15 protein-coding genes are annotated in these 17,796 nt (G+C 66.2%); all 15 read left to right on the forward strand.

Annotation, left to right across the window (positions count from 1 at the left end):
* The first annotated feature begins 56 nt into the window (after positions 1-56).
* Positions 57-632 carry a DUF4255 domain-containing protein gene (locus J2T07_RS01835; protein ID WP_306846858.1) on the forward strand — a complete coding sequence of 192 codons (576 nt, stop codon included), beginning with the start codon at positions 57-59 and terminating at the stop codon, positions 630-632.
* Positions 629-1,429 carry a hypothetical protein gene (locus tag J2T07_RS01840; protein ID WP_306846859.1) on the forward strand — a complete coding sequence of 267 codons (801 nt, stop codon included), beginning with the start codon at positions 629-631 and terminating at the stop codon, positions 1,427-1,429. The genes J2T07_RS01835 and J2T07_RS01840 overlap by 4 nt, the downstream gene beginning before the upstream one ends.
* Before the next feature lie 20 nt (positions 1,430-1,449).
* Positions 1,450-3,021: a phage tail sheath family protein gene (locus J2T07_RS01845; protein WP_306846860.1), complete on the forward strand. Its 1,572-nt coding sequence runs from the start codon at positions 1,450-1,452 to the stop codon at positions 3,019-3,021.
* Positions 3,022-3,083: 62 nt separating this feature from the next.
* The gene (locus J2T07_RS01850) at positions 3,084-3,500 is read left to right on the forward strand and encodes a phage tail protein (RefSeq protein WP_306846861.1); all 417 of its coding nucleotides are present in this window, start codon (positions 3,084-3,086) and stop codon (positions 3,498-3,500) included.
* Positions 3,493-3,990, forward strand: coding sequence for a phage tail protein (locus tag J2T07_RS01855; protein WP_306846862.1), 498 nt, complete (start codon positions 3,493-3,495; stop codon positions 3,988-3,990). Before J2T07_RS01850 ends, J2T07_RS01855 begins: the two co-directional genes overlap by 8 nt.
* Positions 3,991-4,020: 30 nt before the next feature.
* Positions 4,021-4,209, forward strand: coding sequence for a hypothetical protein (locus J2T07_RS01860; RefSeq protein WP_345783954.1), 189 nt, complete (start codon positions 4,021-4,023; stop codon positions 4,207-4,209).
* The gene (locus tag J2T07_RS01865; RefSeq protein ID WP_306846864.1) at positions 4,210-4,902 is read left to right on the forward strand and encodes a LysM peptidoglycan-binding domain-containing protein; all 693 of its coding nucleotides are present in this window, start codon (positions 4,210-4,212) and stop codon (positions 4,900-4,902) included.
* Between the two features lie 3 nt (positions 4,903-4,905).
* Positions 4,906-6,693 carry a type VI secretion system tip protein VgrG gene (gene vgrG / locus J2T07_RS01870; RefSeq protein ID WP_306846865.1) on the forward strand — a complete coding sequence of 596 codons (1,788 nt, stop codon included), beginning with the start codon at positions 4,906-4,908 and terminating at the stop codon, positions 6,691-6,693.
* A gap of 9 nt (positions 6,694-6,702) precedes the next feature.
* Positions 6,703-7,002 (forward strand): PAAR domain-containing protein, encoded by a 300-nt coding sequence (locus J2T07_RS01875; RefSeq protein ID WP_306846866.1) that lies wholly within the window; start codon positions 6,703-6,705, stop codon positions 7,000-7,002.
* Positions 7,003-7,004: 2 nt separating this feature from the next.
* On the forward strand, positions 7,005-7,415 hold the full coding sequence (locus tag J2T07_RS01880; RefSeq protein WP_306846867.1) for a GPW/gp25 family protein: 411 nt from the start codon (positions 7,005-7,007) through the stop codon (positions 7,413-7,415).
* Entirely contained in the window at positions 7,412-11,401 is a 3,990-nt protein-coding gene (locus J2T07_RS01885; RefSeq protein ID WP_306846868.1) for a hypothetical protein, read from the forward strand. Before J2T07_RS01880 ends, J2T07_RS01885 begins: the two co-directional genes overlap by 4 nt.
* Positions 11,398-12,204 carry a hypothetical protein gene (locus J2T07_RS01890; protein ID WP_306846869.1) on the forward strand — a complete coding sequence of 269 codons (807 nt, stop codon included), beginning with the start codon at positions 11,398-11,400 and terminating at the stop codon, positions 12,202-12,204. The genes J2T07_RS01885 and J2T07_RS01890 overlap by 4 nt, the downstream gene beginning before the upstream one ends.
* Positions 12,201-14,642: a hypothetical protein gene (locus tag J2T07_RS01895; RefSeq protein ID WP_306846870.1), complete on the forward strand. Its 2,442-nt coding sequence runs from the start codon at positions 12,201-12,203 to the stop codon at positions 14,640-14,642. The genes J2T07_RS01890 and J2T07_RS01895 overlap by 4 nt, the downstream gene beginning before the upstream one ends.
* Entirely contained in the window at positions 14,639-16,450 is a 1,812-nt protein-coding gene (locus J2T07_RS01900) for a contractile injection system tape measure protein (protein WP_306846871.1), read from the forward strand. The genes J2T07_RS01895 and J2T07_RS01900 overlap by 4 nt, the downstream gene beginning before the upstream one ends.
* Complete coding sequence (locus J2T07_RS01905) at positions 16,434-17,795, forward strand: ATP-binding protein (RefSeq protein WP_306846872.1); 1,362 nt, start codon at positions 16,434-16,436, stop codon at positions 17,793-17,795. The genes J2T07_RS01900 and J2T07_RS01905 overlap by 17 nt, the downstream gene beginning before the upstream one ends.
* Position 17,796 lies beyond the last annotated feature (1 nt).

Here is a 17,796-nt window from a genome sequence, read left to right on the forward strand (position 1 = left end):
GAGGGCGTAGCCTAGCGGTCGACGTTTCGTTGAGAGCGTTCAAAGGGGCTGGACGCGTGATCGACCAGGTAATGGATCTGTTGGCTAGGCATCTCAACGGCCACCTACGGCGCATGCTTCATGTGCCCGAAGATATGGTCGTCGTTTCCAACCTCCAGGAAATCGGTGGTACACCGGTCACCTCGTCGGCGAACAAGCTCGTCCTGTTTCTCAGTGGCATCGAGCGCGACACGCTGGCACACCGGCCGCGGGAGGCATCCTGGGGCGGAGTCGACGGCATCATGCAGCGCGCGGCGCCGGTTTACCTGAACCTCCTGGTGATGTGCGCCGCCAATTTCAGCGGCACCCACTATCCCGAGGCGTTGAAATTCCTTTCCGCCGCCATCGCTTACTTCCAGGGAAACCCTTCGTTCGATCATCAGAATACGCCGGATATGGATGCGCGGCTGGAGGGATTGGCCCTGAACATGGAAAACCTCAGCAGTCATGAAATGCACAGCCTTTGGAGCATCCACGGTGGACGCTACATGCCCTCCGTTCTCTTCCGGGTGCGCATGATCACGCTGCAGTCCGGCGCAGTGCGCGGTCGGGACGCCGCGATCTCCCAGGTCGACACCCAGGCGCGGCCATGAATACGGCATCGCGCTTTCGCATGCTCATGCGCGTGGAAGTGCGGCACGACTTCTTCGCCGATGGTTACGCACGCAACCTCGCCTTCAAGGCGCATGCCGGGACGGCGGCTTTCCTCAAACAGTTCGGCGCGATCATCCGTCACGACGATGCCGCCCTGGCCATTGGCGTCGACGATGGCCGGATGGAAGGGATGTGGAGCGAACGCTTGCAGGACAACGAGCCACGCCTGCTCCGCTTCGACCTGCGTTGCGGCGATCCGGTGCACGGTTACTACACCGCGCCGGTGACGGCATCCTCCCCGGAAAACGAAGACGACGGCGCCGTGGCGGCGGCCCTCGACCTTGCCGCCAACGAACCCGGACGCGTCAATCCACCGCTGACCACGCTCGCCTTGCCTCTCGTGCCGGACGGTGTCGACAGCCTCGACGCTTGGTCGTCCACGGCGGACACGCGCTACAGGCTGAGGTTGCGCAGCCCGCGCACCGTCTGGAAGTACGTGCTCACGGGCGACTGGCAGGATCGCGAGTTGTCGATCGTGGACGCGCGCGGGGACGTGGAGTTCACCGCGGTGAAGCGCGAACTCCTGCCGGACGGGCAGGCGGTCCTGGTGGCGCGTTCCACCTCGGCTATCGAGCTGCGGGAGCGCCCGCCACAGCGCTTCCAGCTGCATGACGTTTCCACGTCGCCCGAACGAACCCTGATTTCCCGTTTGCCAGGTGCCGCGCCACAGAGCCTGTGGCGCGAAACGGTGGAAGGCGAGCCGACCGTCGTGTCGGAAATCTTTGTCCATAGCTAGTTCACAGACAGGAGCCCGCGATGGGTGCAATGAAGACACCGGGTGTCTATATCGTCGAAAAGAATGCGTTTCCCAACTCGGTGGTGGAGGTCGCCACCGCCGTTCCCGCATTCATCGGCCATACCGAGATAGCCGATAACCGCAGCAAGCCGCTCGCGTTCAAGCCCTGGCGCATCAGCTCGATGGCGGAGTACCACCAGTACTTCGGCTTCGGCCCGAGCCCGCGGTTCAATATCGTCGAGAAGACCGATCCCTCGGTGCTCGCCGATTTCAAGGCGCTCGGCAAGGACAACAAGCCGACCGAGTACGTGCTCCAGCAGCCTGCCGGCAAGGACGGGGGAGCCTATACGCTGTACAACGCCATGCGCCACTTCTTCCAGAATGGCGGTGGCCCGTGCTACATCGTCTCGGTGGGCGATTACGCCTCGGACCTCGACCCGGACAAGTTCGCGCGAGGTATCGACGAGCTGTTGAAGGAGCAGGAGCCTACCATGCTCCTGATTCCCGAGGCCGTGCTGCTCAAGCAGCCGGAATGCATCGGCCTCCAGCAGGCCATGCTGCAGCACTGCGGCGAGAAGATGAAGAACCGCGTCGCCATCCTCGACGTGTGGGGCGGCGACAAGCCGCGCAACGATCCTGCCGGCGATCCGGTGGATCTTTTTCGCAACGGCCTCGGCATCAACTTCCTCGCCTATTCGTCGGCCTACTACCCGTGGCTCAACACGACGGTGGTCGGCGACAAGGAGCTGAGCTACGAGAACATCGCCAGCGCCGACGTGCTGCAGATGCTGCTGCGCGGCGAACTGGGCCTGCCCGAGGCCGTGCCCGACGGCGCCTCGATGAAGGAGAAGGAACAGATCCAGGCCATCGCGGACGTCACCAAGGACTGGAGCAAGGTCGATCCCGCCCCGAGCGCCGACGCCATCCTTGCCAACAAGGCCCTGCTCAACAAGACCCTGAGCACGATCAGCCCGCTGTTCGGCACGGTGATGGAACTGGTGAAGGGCAAGCTGAACCTGATGCCCCCGAGCCCGGCCATGGCTGGCATCTACACCATGGTCGACAACAGCCGCGGTGTGTGGAAAGCCCCGGCCAACGTCAGCCTCTCCGGCGTCGTGTCGCCGTCGGTCTCGATCTCGGCGGTCGACCAGGAGGACCTGAACGTCACCACCCAGGGCAAGTCGATCAACGCGATCCGTTCGTTCATCGGCGAAGGCGTGCTGGTCTGGGGCGCGCGCACGCTCGACGGCAACAGCCTCGACTGGCGCTACGTCAACGTGCGCCGGACCATGATCATGCTCGAGGAATCGTGCCGGTTGGCCGCCAAGGCCCTGGTGTTCGAGCCGAATGTTGCGAATACCTGGGTCACCATCAAGAGCATGATCCAGAACTTCCTCACCAGTATCTGGAAGCGCGGCGGACTCGCCGGCGCCGTACCGGACGACGCATTCGGCGTGTATTGCGGCCTCGGCGAGACGATGACGCCGGACGACATCCTCGAGGGCATCTTGCGTGTCACCGTCATGGTCGCCATGGTGCGTCCCGCGGAATTCATCGAGATCACCTTCCAGCAGCAGATGCAGAAATCTTAATGCATTGATGGAGTATTCCCATGGCAGATGATGGTTCGCAGCAGTCAACAAGCATTTGGCCCTTGCCCAAGTTCTCCTTCCAGGTGAAGTGGGATTCGGCCGTGATGTCCTTCGAAGAAATATCCGGCCTGGATGTCGAGGCCCAGCCCATCGAGTACCGCCACGGCGACAGCCCGGCCTACACGACGATCAAGATGCCCGGGCTGAAGAAGTACAGCAACGTCACCATGAAGAAGGGCGTGTTCAAGGGTGATAACAAGTTCTGGGACTGGTTCAACAAGATCAAGATGAACACGATCCAGCGTGTTCCGGTGACGATCAGCCTGCTCGACGAGGCCGGGAAGCCCACGATGGTATGGACCCTCGCGAACGCGTGGCCGTCCAAGATCACAGGCACCGACCTGAAGGCACAAGGCAACGAAGTGGCGATCGAGACCATCGAGATCGTGCACGAGGGCCTGACGATCGCCAATGGGTGATCCCGTTGCATGGCCGGCCGATGTCCTGCAGGAAGACAAACTGGGAGCGCTGCTGCCGGCAGCGTTCCAGTTCGCCGTCAGTATCGGCAGCGGTTCGGCCAGCGTCGACACGTCGTTCCAGGAGGTGTCCGGCCTGGAACTGGCCATGGAGGTGGACGAGCTGCGTGAGGGCGGCGAAAACCGCTTCATGCATCAGTTGCCCACCGGGGTGAAGCAGACGCGACTGACACTCAAGCGAGGCGTCGCGTCTACCGATTCGCCGCTGGTCGGCTGGTGCAAGAGCACCCTCGAAGGCGGCCTGTCGGTGGCGATCAAGCTGGCGCCCGTGACGGTGAAACTACTCGACGCGAAGGCCAATCCCCTGCGGACATGGTCGTTCGCGAATGCTTATCCGGTCCGCTGGGAGATCGACAGTTTCAACTCCACGAAGAACGAGGTGGCGCTGGAAACCATCGAACTGGCGTACCAGTACGTGCAACGAAGTGATTGAGGCCGGATCGTGACGATCGAAATTCGACAGATGGTAATCAAGTCCAACGTGGGTTCGGCGGCGGAGAAGTCGCTGGCGAAGAGCGCGGGAAAAGCCAGGCCGGCGGCGGAAGACGACTGCGACTGCGGCGACGACTGCGCGGGTGGCGGTGGCCAGCAGGAGCGTCAGAAGATGCGCTCGGCGTTCGCCATGGAGTGGGAACGGATGCGGGAGCGGTAAATGGCGGCGAACCTGTCCTCCGGAAAATCCCAGCTCAAGATCACCATCTGCGACATCAGCGGCGATTCGCCCAAGGCGACCGGCGCCTCGATCTCGTTGTTGATCAACCCATCGGAAATGACCTGGGTGCGCCAGACCGAGTTCGGCGGTTGCGTGCCCATGGGCGATACCGGCAGCGGGCGCAACTTCGCGAAGATGCAGCCCGATACGCTGGATTTCTCCACGGTGTTCGACGGCACCGGCGCCGTGCCGATTCCCTCGAACATCCAGCTGCCCGCCGAGGTCGAGGACCAGCTCGCCGCGCTGGACAAGATCATCCACAAGTACAACGGCCCGCAGCACGAACCCAACGTGGTGCAGATCCTCTGGGGAACGCTGGTCTTCTATGGCCGGGCGACCAGTATCTCCACCGATTTCACGTTGTTCCGTCCCAGCGGCGCTCCGTTGCGCGCCAAGGTGACGATGTCGTTCCAGGGCTTCAAGAAGCCGCTCGAAGCGGCGCTCGAGGCCGACATGCAATCGCCCGACCTCAGCCACGCGGTGACGGTGCGGGATGGCGATACGCTGCCGCTGCTGTGCCATCGCATCTATGGCGACAGCCGGTACTACGTGGACGTGGCCAGGTTCAACGGCTTGCAGGCGTTTCGTGCGCTCGCGCCGGGCCTGACCCTGCATTTCCCTCCGCTGGACTGATCCATGGCCGAGTCGCCCAACGCCCACGATCCCGGCCCGATCCGCCTGACAGTCGCGGCCGCCGGCAAGAAGCTGGCGAGCCTGCCCGTCGTCGGCGTGACGGTCCGCCGGGCGATCAACCGCATCCCGTGGGCGGAGATCGTGCTGAGCGACGGCGACATGCCCACGGGCAGCTTTGCGCTGAGCGATGCCGCCACCCTCGTTCCGGGCACGGCGCTGACGATCAGCGCGGGATACGGGAACGACGAAGCCATGATCTTCAGCGGCATCGTGGTGCGCCATGGCGTGAAGATCGACGGCAGGGCCAGTTCGCGCCTGGTGCTGGAGTGTCGCGACGAGGCGACCAAGATGACCATCGGGCGCAACAACGCGAACTACCTGAACCAGAAGGACAGCGACATCATCAGCGGCCTGATCGGTGTCCATGGCCTGACGGCATCGGTGACCGCGACCGATACGAGCTACGACGAGCTGGTGCAGTTCTACTGCAGCGACTGGGACTTCATGCTGGCACGTGCGGACGCCAACGGCCTGCTCGTGAATGTCGACGCCGGCACGGTGAACGTCAAGACCCCGACGACGTCGGGGGCGGCCGTGCTGACGGTAGGCTGGGGCACCGAACTCATCGCGTTCGAGGCGGACATGGATGCACGCAGCCAGTACACGGCGGTGCAAGCCGTGTCCTGGGATCCCAAGCAACAGGCTATCGTCGAGGGCAGTTCGGCGGCTCCGGCAAGCCTCAACCCGCAGGGCAACCTGACCGGATCCACCCTCGCGGAAGTCGCCAGTCCGGCGACATACATGCTGCAGACAAGCGCGGCGCAGCCCGTGGCCAGCCTCACCGGATGGGCCAAGGCCACGCAGCAGAAGGCAGCGTTGGCGCGCATCCGCGGGCGCATGAGCTTCGTGGGCAGCGCGCTGGCGGTCCCCGACAGCCTCATCGAGGTGAGCGGGGTAGGGGCACGGTTCAGCGGTTCGGTCTACGTCACCGCCGTCGAGCACACGATCGGCGGCGGACAGTGGACGACCCAGGTCGAATTCGGCATGCGGCCCGAGTGGCACGTGGAACGCGAGGATGTCGCGGCGCCGCTCAACGGCGGCCTGTTGCCTGGCGTGAGCGGGTTGCAGATCGGCGTCGTGATGAAGCTCGACGGCGATCCGATGGGCGAGCAACGGATACAGGTCAAGATTCCCGTGATGCAGGCGACGGCACCCGGCGTCTGGGCTCGACTGCTGCAATTCCACGCCTCGAGCGGGTTCGGCGCCTTCTTCCTGCCGGAAGTCAACGACGAAGTCCTGGTCGGCTATCTGAACGGCGATCCCAGCAGCCCGGTCGTATTGGGCTCGCTCTACAGCAGCTCGCACCAGCCGCCTTACGCCATCGCCGCGGAGAACGACACCAAGGCGATCGTGACCAGGTGCATGCACAAGATCGAGTTCAACGAGAAGGACAAGATCATCACGGTGATCACGCCCGGCAACAACCAGATCGTACTCGACGACAAGAACCAGGCCATTACCGTCCTCGACCAGCACAACAACAGCGCCAGGTTTTCCAGCGCGGGTATCGCGCTGGACAGCAAGTCGGATATCAAGCTCACGGCCACGGGCAACGTGACGATCACCGCGAACGGCGCCATCGACATCAACGCCACAGCCGACCTCAAGGCGACCGGCATGAACGTCACCTGCGAGGCGCAGGCGGCATTCACGGGCAAGGGCTCGGCTTCGGCCGAACTGTCCGCCGCCGCGACGACCACGGTCAAGGGCGCGATGGTCCTGATCAACTGAGGAAACCCGATGCCACCCGCCGCCCGCCTGACCGATATGCACACGTGCCCGATGGTGACGCCCGGCCTGCCGCCGATTCCCCATGTGGGTGGCCCGGTCGTCGGGCCCTGCGTGCCGACGGTGCTGATCGGCAAACTGCCCGCCGCGGTGCTCGGCGACATGGCCACGTGCGTCGGGCCACCCGACAGCATCGTCAAGGGATCGGCGACGGTGATGATCGGCGGCAAGCCGGCGGCGCGTATCGGCGATACCACCGCGCACGGCGGCAGCATCGTCCTGGGCTGCTTCACCGTGATCATCGGAGGGTGAGCATGGCGAGTTTCCTAGGCAGGGGCTGGAGCTTTCCGCCACGGTTCGATCCACGGACCAAGGAAGCCGTGATGGTGGCCGACGCGACCGACATCGCCGAGAGCCTGCACATCCTTTTCTCCACCCATCCCGGAGAGCGGGTCATGCTGCCGAACTACGGCTGCGACCTGCGCCGCATGGTGTTCGAGGAAGCGAACGAGCAGACGGTCACGGAAATCAAGGAACTGATGCGCAAGGCCATCCTGTTCTACGAGCCGCGCATCGTCCTCAACAGCATCGAAGCGCAACTCGTCGACCCGCTCAACGGCAAGCTGGAGATCAACCTCGACTACACGATTCGCGGCACCAACGCCCGGCACAACCTGGTGTATCCCTTCTACCTGCACCAGGCCACGCACCCGGTGAGGGCATGAACAAGGGAACGCAACAGGACGAACGCCTGGCCGACGCGCTCCGTCGCGGCTATGTCGTGCCCGACGAGTTCACGCTGGCCGAGCGCATCCACCTGATGCTCGGCTATGCCGCCCACGTGCGCTTCGCCACCGCCGACGGCAGCAACGCCGGGTGCTGGGACGATGCGCTGCTGCGCGACGAAAGCACCGTGCTCGCCGAGATGGCGTCGTTCCCTCTGGCCCAGGCGAAGCAGGCTTTCGCCGAAGTCTGGGCCTGGGCCGACGAACGGCACCTCTGGTGGCGCGTGCGCCAGGTGGTGTTGCGTGTGGACGGCTGGTGCCGCTGGCTGGCCCGGCATGACACACCGACCGCCGTGCACGTGTTGCAGGCGATCATGGCGGCGATCGGAGGCAACCTGCGCGATCTATTGCACGACGCCATCCGCGGTTTCGGCATCGACGAAGCCGCGGCGCGGGAGATGCATCCGGCCTGGCGGCTGGACACCGTGACCGCCCATGCGGGCGACGCGCCGCTGGACGCCGGCCGGCGCAGGTCGCTGCTTCGACGCCTGTGGGGTGCGCTGTGCGTGGCACTTGCACGCCTGCAGCCGATCGCGCTTTCACAGCTCCAGCTGAGCCTGGCCAACGCGAAGCACGAGCCGGCGATGGGCCTCCTCATGGCCGCCTTGCAGATATTCCAGGCCTCGCGGACCGAGGTGAACCGATTTCCGGAACGCCTCACCGACTTCTATTTCCTCGACCTCCTGCGCATGCGCCCGAGACGCCCCTCGCAGGAGCGGATCTATCTGCGCTTCACGCGGGACGCCACGTATGCCTCGCCGGTGCACCTGTCGCGAGGCACGCGTTTCGTGGGCGGGAAGGACAGACAGGGGCAGGGCGTCGAGTTCGCGGCGGAGCACGCACTCGAGGTGACCGACAACGAGGTCTCCGCGCTTTACAGCGTGAGGATGGAGCACGACGCGCTGATCTCGCCGGAGCGCGAGTTCGGCTATGCCACGCGCGTGCTCACGCAGGAGATTCCCCTGCGGTCTCCCGACGCGGCCTATGCCGGCGAGCCGTCGTGGTGGCCGCTCCTGGGGGGCGAGGCCAAGGGTTCCGCCGCCCAGGCGACACACGCCCGGATCGGCATGGCCCTGGTGTCGCCGATGCTCGCATTGAAGGAAGGCAATCGCCGCGTGCGCGTGCTGCTGCGCCTGTCGCATCCGGCGGCGGACGACGACCACCTCGCCGCGATGCTGCGTCGCGATGCCGGCGCGCGCGATGCGGCCTGGCTGGCGGATGTGTTTCTCCGGCTCGACGATGCCGAGAAGCGCCTGCACGCGAACGCCTTCGGACCGGCTTCCCGGTCCGTCGCCAGCCAACGCGCCAACGCGGCCTGGGCGCGCGCGCCACGTTCCGAGGGCGACGTGCACCTGTGCTACCTGGTGGCCTCCTGTCTCGGGCAGGACGACGCGGAGCGCTTCAAGGTCAGCCTTGGCCGCCTCTTCGCCGTCTGGCTGATCGCCGGCGACGAAGCCTTGCTGCCGCAGGACACGGCCGCCTTGCGTGCCCACGCCAGCCTGCTCGGCAACGGTGTGGCGAGGGTGGTCGAACTGGACGATCCCCTGATCCTGATCTATCCGCACGAGCACGACGACGGCCGTGGCGAGCCCGATCGCGAACTGATCTTCAACAGAGTGTTTCGCGGCATCTGGCAGGCCGAATTCAGCGTGGCCGACGGCTGGCTGGTGCCGGGCGACGTGCTGGTCGTTCGTCGGGCGAACGAGGGCTTCGGCTGGGGCGGATGCATCGAGCTGTCGATCCACCTGGGTCAGGAGCAGCCGCCGATCGTGCCGTGCAAGCCCGCCGTGCATGGGCCGGAATGTCCGGAGCAGCCGGCGTTGCGGCTCACCTTGCAGACGCGCACGCGCCTCTATGCCTATAGCGCCCTGGCGCAGGTCGTCCTGCACGACATCTCGCTGTCGACGCACGTCACCGGAGTGCGCGGCCTCGTGATCTACAACCAGTTGGGGCGGCTCGATGCCGGCAAACCCTTCCAGCCGTTCGGCCCACTGCCGGCGGTGGGCGCCTATTGCCTGTTCGGAAACGAAGAATTGGCCGGCAAACCGCTGCGCGAGCTTCGCCTCAATCTCCAATGGGGAGGGCTGCCCAGCGAGGAGGGTGGTTTCGCGGCCTGGTATCGCGGCTATCCGGGATCCTGGCCGGCCTCCGGCTTCCAGGTGAAACCGGCGATCCTGCGCGACGGGCAGTGGCGAAGCGGGGAAGGCCTGCAGAGCCTGTTCCACGGCGAACGTCATCTGCGCCGGGACACGACGCTCTCGCTGCCCGAAGCCGACCTTTCGCTTTACCATCGCGCGCAGTCGTCGGTGCAGGAGCCGTTCGTCTTCGGCACGGCCACGCGCAACGGGTTCTTCCGGCTCGAGCTCGCCGGCCCTCCGGCCGCCTTCGGGCATGCGCTGTATCCACGCCTGCTGTCGGAAACCCTCAGCACCAACGCCCGGTCGCGGCGGGTCGGCCTCATGCGCCCGCTGCCGAACGAACCGTATACGCCGACGGTCGACCAGGCGTCGCTGGATTACGTGGCCAGCGAACGAATCTCGCTGAAGCCGACGATGCCGTCGTCGCACGGCAAGCTGCTGCATCTGCATCCCTTCGGATACGACACGCCGCGTGCCCGGCCCGGCATGGACGGCGTGCCCTTGCTACCGCGCTATGTCCACCAGGGCAATCTCTATATCGGCCTGTCGGGCTCCGATCCATGCGGCGCGCTGAGTCTTTACTTCAGCCTGCGCGCGGAAAGCGCCGCCGAAAGCTGGCAGGCTCCGCTGCCACCGACGGGCTGGGCGGTCTGGAGCGACGGCGAATGGCGCATGCTCGCATCCGAGCGGGTGCTATCGGACGGCACCATGGGCTTCCTGCGCAGCGGTATCGTCGTCGTCGACCTGCCTGCCGGCATGACGTGCGATTGTCCGCAATGGCCGGGCCGACTGTACTGGCTGCGACTGAGCGCCGACGGCTGCCTGGAACGCCTGGCCGGCCTCTATGGCATCTACACCCAGGCCATGTCGGCCACGCGCGTACGCCCACGCAGCAACGGGGAATCGACCTTGCCTCTGCCGCCGGGAACCGTGCGCATGCCGCTGCATCCCATCGGCGGCCTCCTTTCCGTGCAGCAGATCGGACCGTCGTTCGGCATCGCCCAGCCGGAGACGCCGGGCATATTGCGCGTCCGCAGTGCCGAGCGGTTGCGGCATAAGGATCGCGCAAGCATGCCGTGGGATTACGAGCGGCTTCTGCTCGACGCGTTTCCCGACATCTTCAAGGCGAAGTGCTTCGTCAACGGCGAGGCCGGCCAGGCCGCGATCTCGGGCACGCCCGGCGGCGTCCTCGTGGTGGTGGTGCCGGAGCCACGGCAGGGCATGCTGTTTCACAGCACGGAAGCACCCCATTTCGATGCGGCGGTGCTGGAAGAGATGATGGCCTACCTGCGCGAGCGCAGCGCCCCCGGATTGCGCATCGTCGTGCGCAACGCCGTCTACGAATACATCCAGGTGCGCTGCGTGCTGCGCCTCGCGAACGGCGTGCACCCCGGCGCGGCGCTGTTCCGCGCGAACCGCGCGCTCGTGGAATACCTGTCGCCCTGGCACGAGGACGGATGCCGCGCCAGTTTCGATTGGGAGGTGCGCGCCGAAGCCGTCGAAGCCCACCTGCGCAACCTGGACGACATCGAGGCGATCGGTTCGATGTCGCTCCTGCATATCGTCCGGCGCGACGACAACACCTACCGGCTTTACGACACCGGCCGCGTACGCAGCGGCGCACCGGTGCGCCTGGTACGTCCCGCGCAGTCCTGGAGCCTCGCATTGCCCTGGCCGCGCCACCTGATCGAGCTGGTAGGCGCCGGCGCCTCGCACGACGAGCAACCCACCGGGGTAGGCAAGCTGGAGATCGGCGGCACGTTCATCATGGGCGGTGCCGCGCGATGACCATCCGCAATCGCGAGTCGCTGCGCAGTTACTTCACCGATGGGTCCTTGCCCACGCAGGCACACTTCGCCGACCTGATCGACTCGATGCTCAACATGAGCGACGAGGGCTTCACCAAGTCGGTCGAGCGTGGCTTCGAGATCTCCGCCGCGGCGGGCTACGAGGCCTTGCTGAGCTTTTTCCGCGACCAGGACCCGGACGCACCGCTATGGTCGGTCGGTTTCGGCGGCGCGCAAGGGCAGCTGCTCATCCGTTCCAACCAGCCTCCCGCCGGCGACGTCGCGCCCGACCCGGTGCCGCCCCTGTGGACCCTCGATCCGACCGGCCGCGTGGGCATTCGCAATGCCCAGCCGGAAGCGGCGCTCGATGTCGACGGCGTGGTGCGCAGCAAGGGCCGTCGCGGCAGCTATGCGCGATCGCCCGCCGTGCCGCTCCTCGCCAATGGCCAGTGGCAGGACCTCACCGACGACCTGGACGGCTGCCAGGCTTTCGAAGTGACCGCCGGTGCTGGTCGGCAAGGCGAGGGGCACTTCGCCCTGGTCCATGCGATCGCGCTCAATACCTACAACCCCACTCTCGGTATCTTCGACTTCTTCAATCGCAAGCGCGGCATCAACACGACCCATGCGTTCTATTCCCGTCGCTGCGACCGCCTGCAACTGCGTTGGCAGGGCACCCACGGACGGAACGCGGTGTACCGCCTGCAGGCCCGCACCGGTTGCGACTACGGGAAAGGCATCGCCATCGAAGCGCATGTCACCCAGCTCTGGTTCGATCCGCATATGGACGGGGAGCGGAAGTGAGCATCCCGGCCGGGGTTATCCCGCGACTTCGCGACGACGATCCGCTGGCGTACGACGCGCTGCGCGCACGCGCCCTCGATGCGTTGCAGGAGCTCAGCGGCGAACAGTGGACCGACTACAACCACCACGATCCAGGCATCACCTTGCTCGACGCGTTCTGCTTCGCACTGACCGAAGACATCTTCGGCGCGCGGCAGCCGCTTCTCGACCTGTTGACCGGTCCCGATGGTCGCATCCGCTACCGCGCCCTCGGGCTCCGCGGTGCCGAGGAGATCCTGCCGTGCCGTCCCTGCACCGACATGGATTACACGCGCTGGCTGCTCGATCGCGTGCCCGGCGCGCTGCAGGTCCATACGCAGTCGGCCGCCGGTGACGGTCTGTGGCGGATCCAGCTGGAAGTGTCCACGCCGGACGGTGCTGTCGCGACCGCGGCGCGGGCGTATTGGGCGCAGCGCAATCTGTGCGAAGACCTGGACGGCCTGCCCAGCGTGCTCGAACCGCGCTGGTGCACCCTGAGCGTCGACCTCGGCATTGAGGGAACGCGCGCGCCCGAAGACATTCTCGCCGAGCTGGTGGAGCGCAGCGCCAGGTATGTGGATGCGGCACCGGAGCGTCGTTCGCTGTCGGCGCGACTGGCCGGGGAAGGGGACGACGTATCCCTTGCCGACGTACTCGACGGGCCACGCCTGCGCCAGGGCTGGATCGAGACGGAGGACCTGGCGCTGGACCGCGACAACCGGATCTACTTCGGCGACCTCGCACGCATCGCGCTTTCGGTGGAGGGCGTTTTCGAAGTCGCCCGGATCGGCCTGGAAGCCGACGGCCTGGCGGGGTCCGGCGAAGCGCTGCCGCGCAGGGGCGATGGCTGGGTACTGCGCCTGCGCTGGCCCGATCATCGCGAAGCCATCATGGACTGGAAGATCAGCCGGCGCGGCAACCGTGTATCGGTCGCGGCCGATGCGTTGCTGCAGCGGCTGGACGATCTGCGCCGCAACAGTCAGGGCCGTGCCACGGTCGACAGCGCGCCCGAGATGGCGGGATCGCCCCTGAGCCGGCCGCGGGGGAGATACGTGCCGCCGCATACCTATGTGTCCCTGCACCGGCAGCTCCCGCATATCTACCGCGAGCGCTTCGATGCCGCGGCGACCGCGCAGTTCCATGCCTATGTCGCGTTGCTCGACCAATGGCTGGCCCATGGGAACGCACAGACGTGTTACCTGCGCGACCTTTACACGACCAAGCCCGGGCCCCGTGCCAGCTATGCCTGGAACGTGCTCGGCGATGCGAACATCCCCGGGTTGGAGGCCTTGTACACGACCCATCGCGAACGCCTGCGCGAGAACGTGTTCGCGGTGGCCGACGACCCGATCGAGCGGCGCGGCCGCGTTCTCGACCACCAGCTGGCGTTGTACGGCGAGGGTGTCTGGCAAGGCAGCATCCGTCCGTTCGGTTGGTACTTCAGCGCGGAAGCGTGGCACCTGCACCTGTTCGAACGGAAGCGCCTGTTCCTCGTGCGCATTACCACCCTGACGAGAGACCGCTATGGCGGCATCGACTACAGCCGGCGCTCGCTCGGCCGGCGCGGCAATACGCCGGCCTTGCAGCAACGGGCAAGCCTGCTGCTGGGCTTCAAGTATCACCACAGCCGCCTGCTGATGACGCCCCTGGCGACGGCGGGCATCGCATTGGCGACCAAAAACGCGCCGACGGCGTCCATGCAGGAGGTTCCGGCGGAGGCGCATCCGCCCGTCATCTGGGGACCGGCGCGCCGCCGCGTGGTGGAAGCGATGGGCACCGACCTCGCCAGCGCCGCGCGCTCGCTGGCCCAGCATTTCCAGGCGCTGGACCCGGCCGCGCTGTCCCCGGCGTTGCTGCGCAGCGCGGTCCACGCCGAACGCTATCGTCACGCCGATGCCACGGCCATCTGGCTGGGCAGCGAGGAGCAGGGGCCTAGCTGGGTTCTCCCGCTGCGGTCACCGCGCGTGTCGCCGGAAGCCGCGGCGATCTGCCTGCACGAATTCGCCTGCCGTCTGCAGCTGGAATGCGAAGGCATGCACCTTGTCGAGCACACGCTGCTGCGGCCGCCCGCCGGCGTGGAAGCCGATCTGCCAGAGGATTTCTACCGCTACCGCCTGACGGCGGTATTCCCCGCCTGGACGGCGCGAGGGAAGCATCCGTCCTTTCGGCGCGTCGCCCTGGAGACGCTGACGTTGAATACTCCAGCGCATATCCACATCGAGACGATCTGGCTCAACGCCCGATCGATGCAGCGCTTCGAGCGGCGCTACGCGGCCTGGCTGGAAGCCATGCAGACGTACTGCTCCCACAGGCTCGCCGGCTCGGAGCGTACCGATGCGAGCGCCCGTCGCGTGGAGCGCTGGGCGTGCAGGTTACGCAAACAGATCGCGAGGGAACGGCAGCGAGGCCTGGCGACATGAACGGGCATGTCATCGAGACCTTGCAGTGGTCCTGCCACAGCGACAGCCGGGAGGAGGCCGTCGTCGCGCAACAGCAGCTGCGGGACTTCATTCTTGGCGAGGGCTCGCGCTTGCTCGAGCGCGCGCTCGATCGCCTCTCGTCGCGCGAGCATGTGTGGCGCATCGACCAGCTGGAAATCGACCTGGGCGATCTGCCCGTCGACGCAGACCAGGCCGTGTGGGGGCGACACCTGGAACTGGCGCTCGATACGGCGCTACTGCGCATCCGGCAGGACGAAGACGAAGGCACACCGTCGGGCCGCCCGGCGGGGGACCGCGAGCTGGAAAACTTCCTGCACTACGTGCAGCACGGCCGGCTGCACTGGTCGATGCCGTCGCTCGCCCACGCCTCGCTGGCCGACTGGCTGAGTCACCTGACACGGCGATGCGGCCCGCGGCTGTGGCCGGCCTTGCTGCGGCTGCCGCACCCCGAGCGCGCGGTCCGTCGATTGAGCCAGATCACGCCGCACCATGGCCTGCATGCCTTGCTGTCCGTGCGTCACGGTGAACTGGCAGGCGGCCTTGACGACCTGGACGATACGTTGCTCGAGCCGCTGCGCGCGCAAGGTCGCCTGAGCGCCTACCAGTTGGCGCAGATACGGATGGCATGGCGCGTGGCCGGGTTGCACGCACTGTGGACCACCAGTGGCACCCATCCCGGCGCGGCGCGCTTGCAGCGCCTGATGGATGCGTTGCGCGACAGCCTACTTTCGGTCGTCGGGAAGGGCGACGCATCGGAATGGGCGCAACGGTTGCGCTCGATCTCGTCGGGCCGGGATGCCACAGGATTGCGCCGCAGCCTCTTCCTCGGCCTGCAGCTGCGCTTCCTGGACGTCCAGTCCTCGCGGATCGACAAGGATACCGAAGGCTCGATGTCGCCCACCGACAGTGCGGAAGCGCAGGATGGGAACCTCGCGGACACGCTGCCGGGCGCATGGCATGAATCCTTGCGCCAGTTCGCATTGCTCCATCAGTCGGACTCCGGCGTACGCGCTGCGGGACTCGGCTTGTCGGCCTTGCAGATCCATCTGTTCGACTACAGCCTGGCCTATCTGGGCGAAACGAATCGCTTCCCGCAGGATCACGTCGCCTGGCACGGCGTCTGGCAGGAGGCGCTGGACGGCCTTGGCATGGAGGAACAGGAGCAGCCGTTCGTGGCGGACGCGCCGGCGGCGACCGCGGAGCATGGCCGGCCCCGGATCAACCACGGCCGACGGGCCGACGGCACCGTGTCGCCCGCCGACGATCATCCCGGCAACGAAGCGATCTACATCGCCAACGCCGGCCTGGTACTGCTTGCCAACTATGCGCCACGGCTCTTCGCCATGCTCGGCCTGACAAAGGACGATGTCTTCGTCGACACGGCCGCGCAGCAGCGCGCGGTGCATTGCCTCGTCTACCTCAGCGATGGACACACCGACAGCGAAGAGCACGAATGGGTGCTCAACAAGCTGCTGTGCGGACTGCCGATCGACGAGCCGGTACCGCCGGCGCGGCCGCTCGATATCCTCGTACCGGTCCTCGACAGCCTCCTGCCTGCCGTCGTCGCGCATTGGCGGGCGGTGGGCCAGACCTCGTCGCATGGCCTGCGTCAGACCTTCCTCCGCCGTATCGGCCGCCTGGTCGAACACGAAACCTTCGAGGGCGGTCACTGGCGCCTGAAAGTGCAGCCGAATCCCTTCGACGTGCTGCTCGATCGACTGCCGTGGTCGTACGGAACGATCCGCCTGCCATGGATGAAGGAGGTGATCCATGTCGAATGGCGATGACGATCGTTACGTGGTTCACGCGGCGGCGCTGGAGCAGGAATTGGTGTGGCTGGAGAGCATCATCAATCTCCGCCTGGCGCAGCACTTCCAGCAACTGCCGGAAGGTTTCGAAGCGGCTGCCCCGCCGCCGGTCCTGCCGCCGGAAAGCGCATTGGCGGCCCTGATCGACGCCCTCGGCCTGGATGCGCGCGAACGCGCCGTGCTGGCCCTGGCGATCGCACCGCACGTGCGGCCGGGCGTGCTCGACCTGCTGTTCGTCCGCAACCAGAACCTCGACCGCGGCTTCACCGAATTCGGTGGCTGGAAGGCCCAGCGCCACGGCGGCTTCCTGCCGACCGGCGAGACGGCGGCATTCCTGGTCGCGGGGGATCGGCTGGTCGCGCGCATCGCGCTGCTCGGCATGTTCGACCCGCATCATCCGTTTGTCGCGCGCGACATCCTGCGGCTGGACGGGGAGGGTGCCGGCAACGAGCCGCAGTTGAGCGGAGCCCTCACGGCCAGTGCGGAATCGCTGCAACGGTTGCAGACCGGTGTCGCGGACAAACCGGACTACAACATCCAGTTCCCGGCAAAACGCATCACCACCGATCTGACCTGGTCGGACCTGGTGCTTTCGCCCGAGGTCATGGACGAGATAGACGCGATCCGCACGTGGCTGAACGAAGGGCCACAACTCATGCGCGACTGGGGCCTGGCCCGCGTGGTCAAGCCCGGCTACCGCAGCCTGTTCTACGGGCCGCCCGGGACGGGAAAGACGCTTTCCGCCACGCTGCTCGGCCAGAGTACCGGCGTAGACGTATACCGCATCGACCTGTCGATGGTGGTCTCGAAGTTCATCGGCGAAACCGAGAAGAACCTGGCCCGCGTCTTCGACCAGGCGCAGAGCAGGCGCTGGATCCTGTTCTTCGACGAAGCCGACGCGTTGTTCGGCAAGCGTGCGGCGGTTCAGAACAGCAACGATCGTCACGCCAACCAGGAAATCGCGTACCTGCTCCAGCGCGTCGAGGATTTCCCCGGCGTGGTGATCCTGGCCAGCAACCTGCGCGGCAACCTCGACGAGGCCTTTTCCCGCCGCTTCCAATCCATGGTGTATTTCCCCATGCCCGATGCCGGACAACGACTGCGGCTCTGGCAGAGCCTTCTTCCCCAGGTGGGCCGGGTGGCCCCGGATGTCGACATGGAGGCCCTGGCCGAGCGCTATGTGCTGTCGGGCGGCGCGATCGTCAACGCCTTGCGCTTCGCCGTGCTGCAGGCCGCACGCGCCGGCGCCGCGCAGATCGGCGCGACGCACCTTCGCGTGGCCTTGGCGAAGGAACTGGGGAAGGAAGGGAGGACGCTCGGATGAG

The sequence above is a fragment of the Luteibacter jiangsuensis genome, from assembly GCF_030812295.1.
Classification (GTDB): Bacteria; Pseudomonadota; Gammaproteobacteria; order Xanthomonadales; family Rhodanobacteraceae; genus Luteibacter; species Luteibacter jiangsuensis_A.

What these genes read in the sequence shown, in the direction of transcription:
- J2T07_RS01900 (WP_306846871.1), top strand. Translation starts at nt 14,639, where the DNA reads ATGAACGGGCATGTCATCGAGACCTTGCAGTGGTCCTGCCACAGCGAC.
- J2T07_RS01885 (WP_306846868.1), top strand. Translation starts at nt 7,412, where the DNA reads ATGAACAAGGGAACGCAACAGGACGAACGCCTGGCCGACGCGCTCCGT.
- J2T07_RS01855 (WP_306846862.1), top strand. Translation starts at nt 3,493, where the DNA reads ATGGGTGATCCCGTTGCATGGCCGGCCGATGTCCTGCAGGAAGACAAA.
- J2T07_RS01865 (WP_306846864.1), top strand. Translation starts at nt 4,210, where the DNA reads ATGGCGGCGAACCTGTCCTCCGGAAAATCCCAGCTCAAGATCACCATC.
- J2T07_RS01840 (WP_306846859.1), top strand. Translation starts at nt 629, where the DNA reads ATGAATACGGCATCGCGCTTTCGCATGCTCATGCGCGTGGAAGTGCGG.
- J2T07_RS01860 (WP_345783954.1), top strand. Translation starts at nt 4,021, where the DNA reads ATGGTAATCAAGTCCAACGTGGGTTCGGCGGCGGAGAAGTCGCTGGCG.
- J2T07_RS01880 (WP_306846867.1), top strand. Translation starts at nt 7,005, where the DNA reads ATGGCGAGTTTCCTAGGCAGGGGCTGGAGCTTTCCGCCACGGTTCGAT.
- J2T07_RS01905 (WP_306846872.1), top strand. Translation starts at nt 16,434, where the DNA reads ATGTCGAATGGCGATGACGATCGTTACGTGGTTCACGCGGCGGCGCTG.
- J2T07_RS01875 (WP_306846866.1), top strand. Translation starts at nt 6,703, where the DNA reads ATGCCACCCGCCGCCCGCCTGACCGATATGCACACGTGCCCGATGGTG.
- vgrG (WP_306846865.1), top strand. Translation starts at nt 4,906, where the DNA reads ATGGCCGAGTCGCCCAACGCCCACGATCCCGGCCCGATCCGCCTGACA.
- J2T07_RS01890 (WP_306846869.1), top strand. Translation starts at nt 11,398, where the DNA reads ATGACCATCCGCAATCGCGAGTCGCTGCGCAGTTACTTCACCGATGGG.
- J2T07_RS01845 (WP_306846860.1), top strand. Translation starts at nt 1,450, where the DNA reads ATGGGTGCAATGAAGACACCGGGTGTCTATATCGTCGAAAAGAATGCG.